At 69.6% G+C, this 17,621-nt stretch carries 10 protein-coding genes; 5 read left to right on the top strand and 5 right to left on the bottom strand.

Annotated elements, in window-relative coordinates; translation table 11 throughout:
* Positions 1 to 40 precede the first annotated feature (40 nt).
* Complete coding sequence (locus tag ACIRCZ_RS02760; protein WP_402849392.1) at positions 41 to 1,264, bottom strand: cysteine desulfurase family protein; 1,224 nt, start codon at positions 1,262 to 1,264, stop codon at positions 41 to 43.
* A 56-nt stretch (positions 1,265 to 1,320) separates the two neighbouring features.
* Here ACIRCZ_RS02760 and glgX point away from each other — a divergent pair, with 56 nt between their 5' ends.
* Together glgX and ybaK are read left to right on the top strand one after the other, a co-directional pair.
* Positions 1,321 to 3,435, top strand: a complete 2,115-nt coding sequence (glgX, locus tag ACIRCZ_RS02755) for a glycogen debranching protein GlgX (protein WP_055893181.1) — start codon at positions 1,321 to 1,323, stop codon at positions 3,433 to 3,435.
* Positions 3,435 to 3,953, top strand: coding sequence for a Cys-tRNA(Pro) deacylase (ybaK, locus tag ACIRCZ_RS02750; protein ID WP_055893178.1), 519 nt, complete (start codon positions 3,435 to 3,437; stop codon positions 3,951 to 3,953). Before glgX ends, ybaK begins: the two co-directional genes overlap by 1 nt.
* Before the next feature lie 3 nt (positions 3,954 to 3,956).
* Here the strand turns inward: ybaK and glgP are convergent, their stop codons facing one another.
* Positions 3,957 to 6,530, bottom strand: coding sequence for an alpha-glucan family phosphorylase (glgP, locus tag ACIRCZ_RS02745; protein WP_402849387.1), 2,574 nt, complete (start codon positions 6,528 to 6,530; stop codon positions 3,957 to 3,959).
* 56 nt (positions 6,531 to 6,586) lie between these two features.
* Here glgP and ACIRCZ_RS02740 point away from each other — a divergent pair, with 56 nt between their 5' ends.
* Positions 6,587 to 8,683 (top strand): alpha-1,4-glucan--maltose-1-phosphate maltosyltransferase, encoded by a 2,097-nt coding sequence (locus ACIRCZ_RS02740; protein WP_402849384.1) that lies wholly within the window; start codon positions 6,587 to 6,589, stop codon positions 8,681 to 8,683.
* Positions 8,683 to 10,893 carry a 1,4-alpha-glucan branching protein GlgB gene (gene glgB, locus ACIRCZ_RS02735; protein ID WP_402849381.1) on the top strand — a complete coding sequence of 737 codons (2,211 nt, stop codon included), beginning with the start codon at positions 8,683 to 8,685 and terminating at the stop codon, positions 10,891 to 10,893. Before ACIRCZ_RS02740 ends, glgB begins: the two co-directional genes overlap by 1 nt.
* On the opposite strand, the gene ACIRCZ_RS02730 is transcribed toward glgB, so the two are convergent.
* From ACIRCZ_RS02730 to ACIRCZ_RS02720, 3 genes are all read right to left on the bottom strand, one after another.
* A complete protein-coding gene (locus ACIRCZ_RS02730) occupies positions 10,874 to 11,659 on the bottom strand; it encodes an SDR family oxidoreductase (protein ID WP_402849378.1) in 786 nt (261 codons plus the stop codon). The genes glgB and ACIRCZ_RS02730 overlap by 20 nt on opposite strands.
* 67 nt (positions 11,660 to 11,726) lie before the next feature.
* Positions 11,727 to 12,713 carry a tetratricopeptide repeat protein gene (locus ACIRCZ_RS02725; RefSeq protein ID WP_402849375.1) on the bottom strand — a complete coding sequence of 329 codons (987 nt, stop codon included), beginning with the start codon at positions 12,711 to 12,713 and terminating at the stop codon, positions 11,727 to 11,729.
* A complete protein-coding gene (locus ACIRCZ_RS02720) occupies positions 12,710 to 14,599 on the bottom strand; it encodes a hypothetical protein (protein WP_402849372.1) in 1,890 nt (629 codons plus the stop codon). The genes ACIRCZ_RS02725 and ACIRCZ_RS02720 overlap by 4 nt, the downstream gene beginning before the upstream one ends.
* Before the next feature lie 186 nt (positions 14,600 to 14,785).
* Between ACIRCZ_RS02720 and ACIRCZ_RS02715 the strand changes: the two genes are divergently transcribed.
* A complete protein-coding gene (locus ACIRCZ_RS02715; RefSeq protein WP_402849369.1) occupies positions 14,786 to 17,620 on the top strand; it encodes a DivIVA domain-containing protein in 2,835 nt (944 codons plus the stop codon).
* Position 17,621 lies beyond the last annotated feature (1 nt).

Genomic DNA, 17,621 nt, shown 5'->3' with positions numbered 1-17,621 from the left:
GAGCGCACGATTCGGGCAGGCCGCGGCGCGGTCTGCCGCCTCAGGCGAGGCGAGGGGCGCGCGTGGCGAGGCCGGCGCGGGCGGCCTGCGCGTACGCGCCGGGGAGAGCGGAGAGCAGCGCATCCACGTCGGCGTCCGTGGTGGTGCGGCCGAGGGTGAAGCGCAGGGCGCTGCGGGCATCGTCCTCTGTGCGCCCCATCGCCAGCAGCACGTGCGACGGCTCGGGGATGCCCGCCTGGCAGGCGGACCCCGTGGAGACGGAGACGCCGGCGAGGTCGAGCAGGAACAGCAGCGAGTCGCCCTGCGCTCCTGGGAACGTGACGTGCACGTTCGATGCCACGCGCCCCGTGCTGTCCGACGGGGGGCCGTCCCAAGAGGGGCCGTCCGGCGACGGTCCGCTGAGCCGCGCCTCCGGGACCGCGGTGAGCACGCCGCGGATCAGCCGGTCGCGCAGCACTGTCAGCCGCGCGCTCTCCCCCGCGAGCTCGTCCGCCGCCGCCCGCGCCGCCACCGCGAACGACACCGCCGCAGCGACGTCCTGCGTGCCGCTGCGCACCTGCCGCTGCTGGCCGCCGCCGTGGACGAGCGGCACCACATTCGCCGTGCGGGCGAGCACGAGCGCCCCGATGCCGACGGGGCCGCCGATCTTGTGCGCAGAGACGCTGAGGGCGGCGACGCCGAGCGACGCGAAGTCGATCGGCAGGTGCCCGTACGCCGCGACGGCGTCGACGTGCACAGGAACCCCGGCGTCCACGGCGAGCGCCGCCAGCGACGAGACGGGCTGGATGGTGCCGACCTCGTTGTTGACCGCGAGGAAGGTGAGGAGCGCCGTGTCGTCCGCGTGCGCGGCGAGCGCGTCGGTGACGGCGTCGATCCGGATGCGTCCTTCGCCGTCGAGCGGGAGCCAGTCGGCGTTCGCTCCCTCCGCGCTGGTGAGCCAGTCGATCGTGTCGACCGTTGCGTGGTGCTCTCCGCCGGGGGCGAGGATGCGCGGTCGCCGTCCGTCCGTGTTGCGCTGCCAGTACAGCCCCTTGATGGCGAGGTTGATCGCCTCTGTTCCTCCCGAGGTGAGGACGACTTCGATCGGGTCGCAGCCGAGGGTGGCCGCGACGGTCTCGCGGGCTTCTTCGAGCATCCGCTTGGCCTGTTGGCCCTGGCTGTGGATGGAGGACGGGTTGCCGACGACGCCCATCGCCTCCGCGTATGCGGCGATGGCCTCCGGCCGCATGGGCGTGGTGGCCGCGTGGTCGAGGTAGACCGGCACCTGCCCCTCCTTCGCTCTCAGCGGGATCGTTACCCGCATTCACTACTGTAGATCGCATGACCTCCGCTGATCCTCTGCGCAATCTGGGCGTCCGCGTCGGTACCCACGGCGGTGAGCTGCGGGTGTGGTCCGAGCACGCCGACGGCATGGAACTGTGCCTGTTCGATGCGAAGGACCCGAACTGGCTGGTGAAGACCGTCACCATGACCAAGGATGCGAACAACGTGTGGGTGGGCAGGTCGCGCTCCCTCGCGGTCGGCAGCCGCTACGCCATCCGCGTGTCAGGGCCGTCCTCCCCCACCAACGTGTTCAATCCGGAGACGCTGCTGCTCGACCCGTATGCGCGCGGGCTGGTGCGGGTGGGCGCCGATGGCTGGCGCGGCACGGTGGTCTCCGATGGTTTCGACTGGGGGGATGCGCGCAAGCCGAACACCCCGCTCGACCACACCGTGGTCTACGAGGCGCACGTCAAGGGCATCAGCAAACTGAACCCCGATGTGCCAGAGGAGCTGCGCGGCACGTACGCGGGGCTCGCGCACGAGTCGACCATCGGCTACCTGAAAGACCTGGGCGTCACCGCCGTCGAGCTGCTGCCCGTGCACGCGTTCGTCTCCGAGCAGCGGCTGTTGCAGCAGGGGCTCACCAACTACTGGGGCTACAACACCCTCAACTTCTTCTCGCCGCACGTCCCGTACGCGTCGCATGCGGCGCAGGCGGCCGGTCCGGACGCCGTGCTCGCCGAGTTCAAGGGCATGGTGAAGCTGCTGCACCTGGCCGGGCTCGAGGTCATCCTCGACGTGGTCTACAACCACACCGCAGAGGAAGGGCTCGGCGGGCCGCGCACGAGTTTCCGCGGCATCGACAATGCAACCTATTACCGGCAGGACGAGCACGGCGCGTACATCGACGTCACGGGATGCGGGAACACCCTGAACTTCGGGCACCCGGTCCCCATCCGGCTGGTGCAGGACTCGCTGCGCTACTGGGCGAACGAGGTGCAGATCGACGGCTTCCGGTTCGATCTGGCCGCAACGCTTGGACGCGGGGCCGATGTGGAGTACAGCCCGGAGCATCCCCTGCTGCAGGGAGTGCTGAACGATCCGGCACTCGCCGACGTGAAGCTGATCGCGGAGCCGTGGGATGTCGGCATGGGCGGCTGGCAGACCGGCAACTTCCCTGAGGGCTGGTCCGAGTGGAACGACCGCTACCGCGACAGGGTGCGGAACTTCTGGCTGGCCGACATCGCGGACGCGCGGAAGAACGGGCAGGCTCCGGTGGGCATCGGCGGGTTCGCCACGCGCCTGGCCGGGTCCTCCAACACCTTCTCCCCCGAGCGCGGCCCGCTCGCGTCGGTGAACTTCGTCACGGCGCACGACGGCTTCACGATGGCCGACCTGACCGCGTACGACGTCAAACACAACCTCGGCAACGGCGAGAACAACCGCGACGGTACAGACAACAACCGGTCGTTCAACCACGGCGTCGAGGGCGTGACGACGGACGAAGCCGTCCTGCTCGACCGTCACAAGGCGATGCGCAATCTGATGGGGACGCTGCTGCTGAGCGCCGGCGTTCCGATGGTCACGGCCGGCGACGAGTTCGGCAGGAGCCAGCGCGGCAACAACAACGCGTACTGCCAGGACAGCGAGCTCACCTGGCTGAGCTGGCTGCGCACCCGCGACCAGCGGGAGATGTACGACACCACCAAGCGGCTGCTGGAGCTGCGCCGCGACAATCCGGCGCTGCGCCCGAGCAAGTACGCCGTGTTCGGCGAGACCACCAAGAACGCCAGCCACATGGACTGGTTCGACGCCACCGGCGCTCTGATGGACGACGACGACTGGAACTCCCCGGAGAACCGCACCCTGCAGTACCTCGCGGCCTCCACTCCGGACAGGGAGGAGTTCAACCGCATCCTGCTGATCGTGCACGGCGTGGAGGACGACGTGGAGGTGCGGCTTCCCGTCGCGCCGGGCGTCGACTCGTACCGCCTGCTCTGGGACAGCGCCACCGAGGTGCCGATCGACGAGGAGAGCGGCACGCTCGCGCCCGGCGCCTCCCGGCTGGTCGGCGGGGCATCGATGCAGCTCTTCCGCGCGAACGGGCCGAGGCTGGAGCCGTCGGAGACCGCCGTTGAGCAGCACCCATCCGAGGTGGAGGCGCAGCGCTAGTGCCCCGCTCAAAAGCGCCAGGGACGAAAGGAACAGCGGCCAGGCCGACCGCCGGCACTCCGGCGACCGTCGCACTCAGCGCTGCCGGCATCCCGTTCGCCGTCCGCGCATACGAGCACGACCCGGCTGCTGCCTCATACGGCCTGGAGGCCGCCGCGGCGCTCGGCGTCGAGCCGGACCGCGTGTTCAAGACCCTCCTCGCAGACACCGAGCTCGGCCTGGTCGTCGGGGTCGTCCCCGTGACAGGGATGCTCGACCTCAAGGCGCTCGCCGCCGCGGTCGGCGCCAAGCGGGCGACCATGGCCGACCCTGCGGTGGCCGAACGCAGGACAGGCTACGTGGTCGGCGGCATCAGCCCGATCGGCCAGAAGACCAGGCACGTCACCGTCGTGGACGAGACGGCTCAGCTCTGGGACACCGTGTTCGTCTCCGGGGGCAAGCGGGGCGTGGATGTGGAGCTCTCCCCGGCCGACCTGCTCACCGCCACGGGCGGCACGTTCGCGGACATCGCCGCCTGACGGCTACGAGGCGACGGCCACCAGACCCAGCTCGGCGTCCGAGATCAGCAGCGCGTTCTTCGGCACGATCCGCACGGTGTATCCGAAGCCGCCAGCGAGCTGCAACCTGACCGTCCCTCGGTACTCACGGGCCACGGACGGGTCGTCCGTTCCGGGAGCAGCGCTGTCGAGGGTCAGCGCCTCGTGGCGCACGTCGGTGAGCTCGTCGCCCTCGTGGCTGCGGCCGTAGACCACCTGCACCTCCACGTCGTCCGGCGAGAGGCCGTTGAGGTGCACCAGCGCGCGGACGTGCAGCTCGTCGCCGACCTGCGGCACCGCATCCACCCCTCCCGCGTCGACGTGGGCGACGTTGACGCCCGGCCACGCAGCGCGCACGCGGGCCTTCCAGGCGGCGAGGCTGCGCGCGTCGGCGAAGCCGTCCGCGGTGAGCCTGCGCTCGAACGACGCGGCGGGCACATACAGGCGGGTGACGTACTCGCGCACCATCCGGCCTGCGCTGAGCTCCGGCGACAGCGTGGAGAGGGTGTGCCGGATCTGGCCGACCCAGGCCGCGGGAACGCCGTCGACCGTGCGGTCGTAGAAGCGCGGGGCGATCTGGTGCTCGATGAGGTCGTACATCGCCTCCGCCTCGAGGGCGTCGCGCTCCGCTCCGTCGCCCGCCGCGTCCGCGGACGGGATCGCCCAGCCGTTCTCGCCGTCGTAGAACTCGTTCCACCAGCCGTCGAGGATCGACAGGTTGAGCGCGCCGTTCAGGGCCGCCTTCATGCCGGAGGTGCCGCACGCCTCCAGCGGGCGCAGCGGGTTGTTCAGCCAGATGTCCGTGCCTGGGTAGAGGAGCTGCGCCATCCCGATGTCGTAGTCGGGCAGGAAGACCATGCGGGTGCGGATGTCGGGCTCGGAGGCGAACTGCACCAGCTTCTGGATGAGGCGCTTGCCCTCGTCGTCCGCCGGGTGCGACTTGCCGGCGATCACGATCTGCACCGGCCGCTCGGGGTTCAGCAGGATGGCGCGCAGCCGCTCCGGGCTGAGCAGCATCAGCGTGAGCCGCTTGTACGTCGGCACCCGCCTGGCGAAACCGATGGTCAGCACGGACGGGTCGAGAAGCTCGTCCATCCACGCCGGGGCGATGCCGCCGGGGTTCTGCGCCTCCCAGGCCGCCTGCAGGCGGCGCCTGGCGTCGCCGACGAGCTGTTCGCGCATCCTGGTGCGCACCGACCACAGGTCGAGGTCGCTGACCGCTCCGCTGTTGGCCCAGTCCGCCGCCGTGGTGTCGTCCGTGCCGAGACGTTCCTCGGCGAGGGCGAGCAGCATCGGGTCTGTCCAGGTGGGCGCGTGCACACCGTTGGTGACGGAGTCGATCGGCACCTCCTGCGCGTCGAACCCCGGGTAGAGGCCGTTGAACATCTGCCTGCTGACCTCGCCGTGCAGCCGGGAGACGCCGTTGGCGTGCTGGCCGAGACGCAGGCCCATCACGGCCATGTTGAAGACGTCGGGCGAGCCGCCAGGGTAGTCCTCCGCTCCGAGCGCGAGCACCTGCTGCGGATCGACACCTGGCAGCAGGTCGGTGGAGAAGTAGCGCTGCACGAGCGGGGTGTCGAACCGGTCGATGCCGGCGGGAACGGGGGTGTGCGTGGTGAACACGGTGCCCGCGCGGACCACCTGCAGGCCCTCGTCGAAGGTCAGGCCCTCTCCGATCAGGTCGGAGATGCGCTCCAGGCCGAGGAAACCGGCGTGGCCCTCGTTGGTGTGGAACACCTCTGCCGCCGGCGCGCCGGTCAGCTCCGTCCACGCCTTCACGGCTCGCACGCCGCCGATGCCGAGCAGGAGCTCCTGCAGCAGACGGTGCTCTCCTCCTCCGCCGTACAGGCGATCGGTCACCGAGCGCAGACGCTCCTCGTTGTCGGGGATGTCGGTGTCGAGCAGCAGGAGCGTCACCCGGCCGACGGCCACCTGCCAGACGCGGGCGTGCAAGACGCCGTCCGGGAGGGCGAGGGTGATCTGAACGGCGGTGCCGTCCGGGTTGCGCAGGACGGACAGCGGGAGGCCGTCCGGGTCGAGCACGGGGTAGCTCTCGAGCTGCCAGCCGTCCGGGGTGATCGCCTGGGCGAAGTAGCCGGAGCGGTAGAACAGCCCGACCCCGACGAGCGGGACGCCGAGGTCGCTCGCAGCTTTCAGGTGGTCGCCTGCCAGGATGCCGAGGCCGCCGGAGTACTGCGGAAGCGCGGCGGCGATGCCGAACTCCGGCGAGAAGTACGCGATGGACTTCGGCGCGGAGTCGTCGAGCGACTGATACCAGCGCGGGTCGCTCAGGTACGCGCGCAGGTCGTCCCTGATGTGCGTGGCCCAGTCGATGTATCCCTGGTCGGCGGCCAGCTCGGCGAGGCGCGACGGCTCGACGGCGCCGAGCAGCGCGATCGGATCGTGGCCGACCTGCTGCCACAGCTCCGGGGCGATCCTCGCGAACAACTGGCGGGTCGGCTCATGCCATGACCAGCGCAGATTGCCCGCGATCTCTTCGAGCGCAGAGAGATTCTCTGGCAGAACGGCACGGACGGTGAACCTACGGATTGCCTTCACGGTGCCACTCTAGGGGAGCCTGATGTCCGGCACGTTAATGCGTGTACGGTCGGGGTGTGGCTAAGAGTGCAGCGACCAAGACAGCATCGGCCGGACAGCCTGCATCCCCTGCGGACGGCGGCGCACCGGCGCAGACCGAATACATTCCCCTGCTGGGGCGCATCCCGATCCTGGGGCTCTCCCCCCAGGTGGACGACGGCCTCTGGCCCGCGGCGGCGTTCAGCGGCGAGGTGATCCCGTTCAGGGCGACCGCGTTCAGGGAGGGCCACGACCAGATCGGCGTCGACCTGTTGCTGCTCGACCCGCACGGGGTGCAGACAGAGCACAGGATGCACCCTGTCGACCCAGGCACCGACCGCTGGGAAGTGCTGGTTCAGCTGGAGACCGAAGGCCTCTGGAAGTACCGCGTGCAGGCATACGCAGATGAGTACGCGACCTGGCGGCACAACGCCGAGGTGAAGATCCCCGCCGGCATCGACACCGACCTGATGCTGACCATCGGCCACGAACTGCTCACCCGCGCAGCGACCGACAAGCGCCGCAGCACCGCGGAGCGCCGCCACCTGACCGAGACGGCGAAGGTGGTCGCCGACACGACACGAACAGCGGATGAACGATTCGCAGCGGCCATCGAACCGCGCGTCGCCGGCATCCTCACCGTGCGTCCTGTCGTCGATCTGCCCACCCTGTCGCCAACGCTCGGCATCCAGGTGGAGCGCACCCGCGCCGGCGTCGGAAGCTGGTACGAGTTCTTCCCCCGCTCGGAGGGAGCGAAGAAGCAGCAGGACGGCTCCTGGAAGTCCGGCACCTTCCGCTCGGCGGCCAAGCGCCTGCCAGAGGTGGCTGCGATGGGCTTCGACGTCGTCTACCTGCCGCCGATCCACCCGATCGGCCATGCGTTCCGCAAGGGACCGAACAACACGCTCGTCGCCGGCCCCAACGACCCTGGGTCGCCCTGGGCGATCGGCTCGGCGGAGGGCGGTCACGACGCGATCCACCCCGATCTCGGCACAGAGAAGGACTTCGTCTACTTCGTCGGCAAGGCCAAGCAGGCCGGGCTCGAAGTCGCCCTGGACCTCGCCCTCCAGGCCGCTCCTGACCACCCGTGGGTCACCGAGCATCCCGAGTGGTTCACCACCCTGCCGGACGGGACCATCGCGTATGCGGAGAACCCGCCGAAGAAGTATCAGGACATCTACCCGATCAACTTCGACAACGACCCGGAGGGCCTGCGCCAGGAGATCCTGCGGATCGTCCGGTACTGGATGTCGCTCGGCGTCCGCATCTTCCGCGTCGACAACCCGCACACCAAGCCGCTCGCGTTCTGGGAGTGGCTGATCCGCACGATCAACGCGACGGACCCCGACGTGGTGTTCCTGGCGGAGGCCTTCACCCGTCCCGCCATCCTGCACACGCTCGCCAAGGCGGGCTTCCAGCAGTCGTACACCTACTTCACCTGGCGGAACACGAAGGAAGAGCTCGAGGAGTTCCTCACCGGGCTCGCCACGGAGACGGCCGACTTCCTCCGGCCCAACCTGTTCGTTAACACCCCGGACATCCTCACCGAGTACCTCCAGTTCGGCGGCCCTGCCGCGTTCAAGGTGCGCGCGGCCATCGCGGCGACGGCAGCGCCGACGTGGGGCGTCTACTCCGGCTTCGAGCTGTATGAGAACGTCGCACGGCCGGGAGCGGAGGAATACATCGACAACGAGAAGTACGAGTACCGGCCGCGCGACTACGCCAGGGCACAGACACTCGGCCAGTCGCTCGCGCCGTACCTGACCATGCTCAACAGGGCGCGGAGCGAGCATCCTGCGCTCCGCCAGCTCCGCAACCTGCGCGTGCACGGCAGCGACGACGACTCGATCCTCGTCTACTCCAAATACCTCGCAGGCGAGTTCACCCGCAGCGGCAAACCGGATGCGGTCATCGTCGTCGCCAACGTCGACCCGCACTCCGTGCGCGAGACGATGGTGCACCTCGACGTGACGGCGTTCGGCGGGGAGCCCGGCGCGCTGTTCGAGGTCAAAGACATCGTCACGGGTGCGAAGTGGACCTGGGGCGCCGACGACTACGTCCGGCTCGACGCGTTCACCGAACCCGTGCACATCCTCTCTGTCAAGGCAGAGTCCACTGTGAAGGCAGGTTCCTGATGACCCCGATCCCCGAAGGCGCGGCCGCTGTCGTGCTCCCCGACCTCGACGACGGGCTGCTGCTCGCCGTCGCGACCGGCAGCTACCACGACCCGCACGCGATCCTCGGCCAGCACGCTGTCAGCGCGGAGGGCATCGCCGACCGGATCACGGTCATCAGGACGCTGCGGCCCCTGGCGAGCGAGGTCGCCACCGTGCTCTCGACGGGAGCGCACATCGAGTTGGCGCACGTCGGCCACGGCATCTGGCAGGGCATCGACATCATCGGCGCCGACGCGTACACGATCGAGGCGCGCTACCCGGACGGGAGCGTCTGGGACGCGGAAGACCCGTACCGGTTCGCTCCGACCATCGGCGAGCTGGACATCCACCTCATCGGAGAGGGCAGGCACGAGCAGCTCTGGACCGCCCTCGGAGCGCACGTCCGCGAGATCGACGGGGTGAGCGGGACCGCGTTCACCGTGTGGGCGCCGCACGCCCGCGCCGTGCGCGTCGTCGGCGACTTCAACGACTGGGACGGCGAACGCCACTCGCTGCGCAGCATGGGCTCGTCCGGCGTGTGGGAGATCTTCCTGCCCGGCATCGGGGCAGGCGCGATCTACAAGTTCGACCTGCTCGGCCAGAACGGCGCCTGGGTGCGCAAGGCCGACCCGATGGCGCGGGCGGCGGAGACTCCCCCGGCGACCGCATCCGTCGTCACCGCCTCCGAGCACGCCTGGGGCGACGACCAGTGGATGCGCGACCGCGCCTCCCGAGACGCGCACGCCGGTCCGATGAGCATCTACGAACTGCACTTCGGCAGCTGGCGCCCCGGCCTCGGCTACCGCGAGGCGGCGGACCAGCTCATCGACTACGTCGGCGCCCTCGGCTATACGCACGTCGAGTTCCTGCCGCTGTCCGAGCATCCCTTCGGCGGGTCGTGGGGCTACCAGGTCACCGGGTACTACGCGCCGACCAGCCGGTTCGGCTCGCCTGACGACCTGCGCTACCTGATCGACCGGCTGCACCAGGCGGGCTTCGGCGTGATCATGGACTGGGTGCCCGGCCACTTCCCCAAGGACGACTGGGCACTCGCCCGCTTCGACGGGCAGGCTCTGTACGAGCACGCGGACCCACGCCGCGGCGAGCAGAAGGACTGGGGCACCTACGTCTTCGACTTCGGCAACTCGCAGGTGCGCAATTTCCTCGTGGCCAACGCGCTGTACTGGCTCGAGGAGTTCCACGTCGACGGCCTGCGGGTCGACGCCGTCGCCTCGATGCTGTACCTGGACTACTCGCGCGCCGACGGCGAGTGGCTGCCGAACATCCACGGCGGCCGGGAGAACCTGGAGGCGATCGGCTTCCTGCAGGAGGTCACCGCCACCTCGTACAAGCGCAACCCGGGCACGGTCATGATCGCCGAGGAGTCGACGAGCTGGGCGGGCGTGACCCAGCCGACCTCGTCCGGTGGCCTCGGATTCGGCTTCAAATGGAACATGGGCTGGATGCACGACGCCCTGCAATACATCCACGAGGACCCGATGTACCGCAGCTACCACCACAGCGAGATCACCTTCTCGTTCGTCTACGCGTTCAGCGAGAACTTCCTCCTGCCGATCAGTCACGACGAGGTCGTGCACGGCAAGGGCTCCCTGCTCGGCAAGATGCCGGGCGACCACTGGCAGCAGCTCGCGAACGTACGAGCGTTCCTCGCGTTCATGTGGGCGCATCCGGGCAAGCAGCTCCTGTTCATGGGACAGGAGTTCGGTCAGCCGTCCGAGTGGAGCGAGGAGCGCGGCCTGGACTGGTGGATCCTCGACCAGCCGTCGCACCGCGGCCTCTGGGACCTCGTGGCCCAGCTCAACGCCGTCTACAAGGCCAACCCTGCGCTCTGGGCGCTCGACAGCGACCCGGCAGGGTTCGAGTGGATCGACGGCTCAGACGCCGCAGGCAACGTGGTGGCGTTCCTCCGGAAGGACGTCGACGGCTCGCCGATCGCGATCGTGATGAATTTCTCCGGCGCGCCGCACAGCGGCTACCGGCTCGGCCTGCCGTTCGCCGGCGAGTGGGAGGAACTGCTCAACACGGACGCCGAGGCGTTCGGCGGCTCCGGCGTCGGCAACCTCGGAGCCGTCGTCGCCGTGGACGAGCCGTGGGCGGGACGCCCCGCCTCTGCGCTGGTGACCCTGCCGCCGCTCGGCGGCCTGTGGCTCAAGCCGCGTTCGAGCTGAGCCAGGTGCCGTAGTCGATCCCCGGCAGGGAGTTGCCGGGGATCAGGTTCTCCCCCGCGCGCAGGAAGCTGCCGAGCGCCCCGCCGAGCCGGACGGGCACGATCGCACCGCGCGCGCCTGTCGCCGCCTTCCACTGCTCGGCGAGAGCCCTGGCCGTCTCGACCTTCGGGCCGCCGATCGTGAGGGTCGAGTCGGCCTCGCCCTGCCCTTCCGCCGCATCCACCAGCAGCCTCGCCACGTCGGAGACGGCGATCGGCTGGAAGCTGGTCTTCGTCGGCGCTGGCACGACGGCGGCGGTGCCGCGGGCGAAGATCGCCGACACGAAGTCGTGGAACTGCGTGGTGCGCAGGATGCGGGTGTTCAGCGGCGACTCCCGGTAGACCCGCTCCTGAGCCGCCTTCGCGCGGTAGTACGCGTATGTCGAGCGGTCGACGTTCACGATGGAGAGCAGCACGGCCTGGTGCACGCCGAAGCGGGCGGCCGTGTGCAGCAGGTTCTGCGACCCGTGCGCGAAGACGTGCGCCGCCGTGCGGCCGGAGCCGTTCGTGGTGTCAACGAGGACGTCGACGCCGTCGAGCACCGCCTCGAGCCCGTTGCCGGAGACGATGTCCGCCGTCTCGTAGACCGCTCCGTCGACGTACTGCTCGCTGTCGTCGTCGGGAACCCGGCGGGAGGCGACCACCACGTCGTGTCCGCGGGCGATGGCTTCCGAGGTGACGGCGCGCCCGGCCAGGCCGGTGCCTCCGACGACGAGAACGCGGGTCATGCAGTGGCCTCCCGGCTGATCGATGCGATGCGGAAAGGAGCGAAGCCGCCGAGGCCGGTGAGTCGGCTCAGTACAGCAGCGACGCCAGCCTAGCCCGCGCCCTCACGACGCGAGGGTCATCCACACCGACGATCTCGAAATAGTCCAGGATGCGCGTGCGCACCGCGTCCTTGCCCGCTGCGTCGAGCTTCGGGAACAGGGTGAGCAGGCGGTCGAAGGCGTCGTCAACGTGCCCGCCGGAGATATCGAGGTCGGCCACGAGCAGCTGAGCGTCGACGTCATCGGGTGCTGAGGCGCCCGCCGACCGGATCTCGTCCAGCGACTTCCCGGCGAGTCTCGCGAGCAGGCTCACCTGTGCAAGACCGGCCACGGCCATGAAGTCGCGCGGGTCCTGGGCGATGGCGGTCTTGTACTCGGCGATGGCGGTCGCGAAATCGCCGCGCTCGATCGCCTCGTACGCCTCCGCGTGGTGCGGCGGCAGCGGTTCTGGGGCAGGCTCCGCCTGCTCGGCGTCGTCCGCTGCAGGGACTTCTGCTCCGTCGACGGCGGCGCGTCCCGTCACGCCGTTCTGCGCGGCGAGCTGGAGCAGCTGCTCGAACACGTCGCGCACCTGCTGCTCCGGGATGGCTCCCTGGAAGAGCTGCACGGGGCGTCCGCCGATCACGGCGGCGACGGCGGGGATCGACTGGGCCTGGAACGCCTGCGTGAGCTGGGGGTTCGCATCCACGTCGACCTTCACGAGCACGAGCCGGCCCGCGTACTCGGCGATGAGCTTGTCGAGGATGGGGCTGAGCTGCTTGCACGGCTCGCACCACTCCGCCCAGAGGTCGACGACGATCGGAACCGTCATCGACAGGTCGAGGAAGTCGTTGAAGTTGGCGTCCGTGCCCTCGAAGTAGAGGCTCGGCAGCGCGACGTCGCCGCCCTGCTCCCCCGCCGGTGCGGCTGGGGCGCCGGCCGCCGGCGGCTGACCGGCCGTCATGGCCCTGTTCACGAGCGAGGTGAGGTCGACGGCTCCCCGCAGGTTCGTGGGGCTCGGCGGGATCTGGCTCATTGCACTTCCTTGGCTGAGACGAGGCCCTGGGCGAAGCCCAGGAGGGTGATCTTGGCGGACGAGCCGGCAGGCGGCACGTAGAACGCCAGCTGGTATCCGTACGTGGATGCGATGCCCGTCTTGGACGACGCTACTCCGGATAGCGCGGCGGAGGTCGGTCCGGCATCCACTTCGGCGCCTGCCTCGACGACCTTCAGCGTCTGCGTCTCCTCGAGGTTGACCCAGACGATCGCGCCGGAGTCGTTCGTCGCCATGGCGATATCGGGACCGGCGCCGACCGCGCTGGTGAAGTCGAGCGACGACGTCGCGCCGTACTTCTGCTGCAGCTCAGCCTTCTGCTGCGCCTTCCAGTCGGAGCCGACCTGGGTGCGCAGGGTGTCGCCCTCCGCGCTGAACAGGTCGGCGGAGGTGCTCGCGTCGCCGTTCATCAGCACGTCGCCGTATGCGGCGGCCAGGTCCTTCGGCGGAAGCTTCAGCAGCTTGGAGTTCGGAGGAACGACGGCGGAGCCGATGCTCGCCGGGGCGAGGTTCGGAACCTTCGCCTTCGGCTCCAGCGACACCGCGTACGTGACGAGGTAGTTGTCGCGCGGCGTCTCCTGCACCAGCGTCAGCGAGAGTGGGGCCTGCGCTGCGCCGTTGGCGTCCTTCGGCGTCTCGACGACGGCCGTGACCGTGCGCGGCCAGGTGTCCGTGGCCTGCGGGAGGGAGAGGATGATCGGGCTCGCCGGAATGGCTGGCAGCGCCGGCTCGTCCGCCTTCTTCGCGCGGATGGCGTAGTTGGCCTCGCGCAGCTGCAGTGCGGGGCCGGTGAAGCGCTGCTTCGCGATCGCCGGGTCGGCCTTCGCGTCCGCCGTCGTCGCGGTGGCGGAGATGCGCTTCACGATGCGCTCGAGCTGCGGCACGGTCACGGCGGGGGGAAGCTGGTCCTTGGCCTTGGGGAGCTCCGTGGTGATCGGGCTCGCCGTGCGGACGGGAACGGACGCCGAGGGAGCAGCTCCGATCGAGCATCCACTGAGGGCGAGGGCGCCGACGAGAGTGATCGGCACGGCGACCATCGAGCGCCTGACCGACCTGCGGCCCTTCGGCGTGGCCTCGACGGCCTTCGACGGCTTGTACTTGGGCGCCTTCGGCAGCTTCGGCATCTTCGGACCGCCCTTCCTGCGCGGTCCACGCGACTTGCGGATCGCGTACAGCCCCCAGAGATACAGGCCGATTCCGATGACCAGCAGCACGAGGCCGCCGACGATGAGCGGGAACGCGAACGGGGTGCTCGAATCGACGGGCCAGGTGACGCGGATCTGGTTCGGAGCGGCCTTCGTTCCGTCGCCCGCGACGATCACGCTGATGCTGTCCGGCACGTTCATCCGGGTGACCTGGGCGTCCTCGCCGTCGAACTCCTCGAGCCAGAGGTCCGAACCGGCGGGGTTCGGGTTGGGGGTGGCGACAGCGTCTCCTGTCGTCGCTCCCTCCGCCGGCGTCGTGGTGGCGGGGTCGGCGGGCGCTGCCGGGGTGCTCGTCGGGGACGGCGTGGAGGTGGAGCCCCCGTCCGTCGCCTTCGTGGTGACCGACTTCATCGTGATGTCACCCGTGGTCTTGTCGAGCCCGAGGCTCACGTATTTCTCTGTGCCGAGCCACGCCTTGACGTCGGCCGTCCTGCCGTACGCGACCACCTGGGATTTGGTGTCTCCGCCGCCGACGGACAGGGTCTGCTGGCCAGGATGGGCGTTCAGCACGGCGCCGTCGATGACGATGTATCGGGGGTCGCCCTTGACCGTCGTGGTGGCGGCGATCTGCGACGGGGGCGCGAAAACGGTGCGCTGGGCGATTCCCGCGACGATCATGACGGCCGCCACGACGAACGCGACGATGGCGAATACGAAACGCAAGCAAGCTCCTTCTGTGCCGGAGACGACGGGAGGCACAGTTACTCAAAGATACCGGGTGACCCTGGGAGCCGTCTAACCGTTGCCTCAACGGATGCGCTGTCCACCGGTGCGCGCCCATCCTGCGAAATGTAGGATCGTCGGGGTGCACGCCAGGCGCCGCACCCCCCGAGCTTTCAGGAGTAAGAAGTGGCCACCGACGAATCGAACTTCACGCAGGTCTTCCGCGGCTACGACAAGGACGAAGTCGACAAGGCCCTGCAGGAGCTGCGCCGCGACCTGATCAAGTCCAACACGCAGGCCGCGGATGCGACCAAGGAGATCAAGCGCCTGCAGGTGCGCGTCGAGGAGCTCAACGCCGAGATCGAAGAGGTCGGCAGCCCGACGTTCTCCGGGCTCGGCACCAAGCTGGAGAACACCCTCAGGGTCGCGGAGGAGCAGTCGACCCGGCTGATCGCCCAGGCCGACATCGACGCGGAGAAGCTGCGCGCAGGAGTCGCCGCCGATGTCGAGAAGATCAAGACCACCGCCTCCCAGCAGGCGGAGCGCATCCTGGCGGATGCCCGCGCTCGCGCGACGACCGCGATCGAGGACGCCCAGATCGAGTCGGCGGAGCTGCTCGAGAAGACCAGGGCGGACAAAGAGACCCTTCTCACCGACGCGATGCGCGAAGCGGCGGCGATCCGTGGCGCCGTCGCCACCGAGGCGGCCGAGGTCAGGTCCACCAGCAAGCGCGAGGCGTCCGCCGTGCGCGCAGAGGCCGACCGGGAAGCCGCGGAGCTGAAGGCCGTCGCCACCAGGGAGGCGGAGGCCGCCCGCGCAGAGGCCGCACAGCTCGACAGAGAGATCGAGACCAGGCGCACCGAACTCGCCACGGCGTTCGCCGAGGACAGGGCGGCGTTCGAGCGCGAGTCGGAGCAGACCAGGCTCGACCTCGCCCGCCAGGTCGCCGAGACGACGGACCGGCTGAACGCGGAGCAGACCGCCACCCGCAACGCCCTCGCGGCGGAGGCTGCGCAGGCACGCGCCGACCTCGCGGCAGAGGTCGAGCAGCAGCGCGCCGCCCTCGCAGCAGACACCGAGCAGACCAGGGCCGATCTGGAGAATGAGTCCAAGACGACCCGCCTCGCCCTGCAGACGGAGGTCGAGCAGACCAAGAACGCCCTCGCCGTCGAGGTCGAGCAGACGAAAGCTGCACTGGATGCGGAGGTCGAGCAGACCAGGTCGGCGCTGGCCGACGAGGTCACCACGACCAAGAGCGCGCTGGCCGACGAGGTCACCCGCACCACGCAGGAGCTCGCAGACGAAGTCACCCGCACCAAGAGCGCGCTGGCCGACGAGGTCACGACGACCAAGAGTGCGCTGGAGACCGAGGTCACCACGACCAAGAGCGCGCTGGAGACCGAGGTCAGCAGCACCAGGAGCGCGCTGGAGACTGAGGCGGCCACCGCACGGAGCGCGCTGGCCGAGGAGGTCGAGCGCACCAGGAAGCAGCTCGCAGACGAGGTCCTGCAGACCAGGACGGCGCTCGAGACAGAGGCGACGGAGACGCGCGCTCAGCTCGAGTCCGACCGCGCGACCACGGCGGCGTCGCTCGCGGCAGACAGGGAGCAGACCGCGTCTTCGCTCGCCACGGAGGTCGAGCAGACCAGGGCGGCGCTCGCGGCCGACGCGGAGCGGCAGCGCAGGGAACTGGACGCGGAGGCCACCGAACTGCGCGCATCCCTCGCCGCGGAGGTCGACACGGCACGGAGCACCCTCGCCGACGAACTCGCCAGGGAGCGCAGCGCTCTCGCCGCAGAGGTCGCGAACACGCGCTCGCAGCTCGACGCGGAGGTCACATCCACGAAGTCGGCCCTCGCGGCGGAGGTCGAGCAGACGAAGTCGGCGCTCGACACAGAGGTCAGCACCACGAAAGCGGCTCTCGCTGCCGAGGTTGAGCAGACCACATCCACCTTGGCTGCGGAGGTCGAGCAGACCAAGGCAGAGCTGGCCGCCGAGGTCGAGCAGACCAGGGCAGCCGTCGCGGCCGAGGTCGAGCAGACCAAGTCCTCCCTCGCAGCGGAGGTCGAGCAGACCAGGTCCGCCCTGGAGACCGAGGTCACCACGACGAAGTCGGCCCTCGCAGCTGAGGTCGAGCAGACGAAGTCCGCCCTGGCCGCCGAGGTCGAGCAGACCAAGTCCAGCCTCGACGAAGAGGTCCAGCGCATCCAGAGCACCCTCGCGGAGGACACCCGCCGCACCGGCGTCGACCTGGCCGACCAGCGCGAGGCGACGGCGAACGAGCTGGAGAACGACAGGGAGCAGCAGCGCCTCACCCTGCAGCGCGAGTCGGAGCAGACCAGGGTCGAGCTCGCCGCCGAGACCGAGCAGGCCAGGGTCGCCATCGAGCGCGAGACGGCAGAGGCGCGCGCGACGCTCGCCGCAGAGATTGCAGAGGCGCGCACCGCCCTCGAAGCAGAGCTCGCCTCGCTCAGGAGCGCGTTCGAGCAGGAGTCCGTGCAGGCCAGGGCGGCACTCGACACCGAGCTCACCACCATGCGCACCGAGGTGCTCGAGACAGTGGATGCGCGCACCCGCGAGATCGAGCAGGCCCGCATCGACCTCGATGTCGAACTCAAGGCCAGGCGCGACGAGGCGGAGAAGGACTACCTCCTGCGCCACCAGGAAGCGGTCGCCCAGACCCAGAAGTACCTCGACGAGGCCAACACCCAGCTCGCCGACGCCATCAAGCGAACGGCGCAGGCGCGCGCGGAGGCGGAGAAGGCGGAGAACGAGGCCCGCGCGACGATTAAGTCCGCGAAGTCCGAAGCGGACGAAACAGGGCGTACCATCGTCGCCGACGCCGAGGAACGTGCTGCTGCGCTGGTCGAGGACGCCGAAGAACGGACACGCCGCCTGGTGGCGGACGCCGAGGAGCGGTTGGCCCAGATTAGGATTGAGCGCGAAGCCGTTGCCGGCTACTTCGAGAACCTGCGCGGCGTGCTGCAGCAGGCGGAGAAGGTGACGACCGACAGAGACTGAC

The sequence above is a fragment of the Leifsonia sp. NPDC102414 genome (genome assembly GCF_044765685.1).
Lineage (GTDB): Bacteria > Actinomycetota > Actinomycetes > Actinomycetales > Microbacteriaceae > Leifsonia.
The sequence above is the reverse complement of the archived record's forward strand: the minus strand, read 5'-3'. Positions and strand labels throughout refer to the sequence as shown.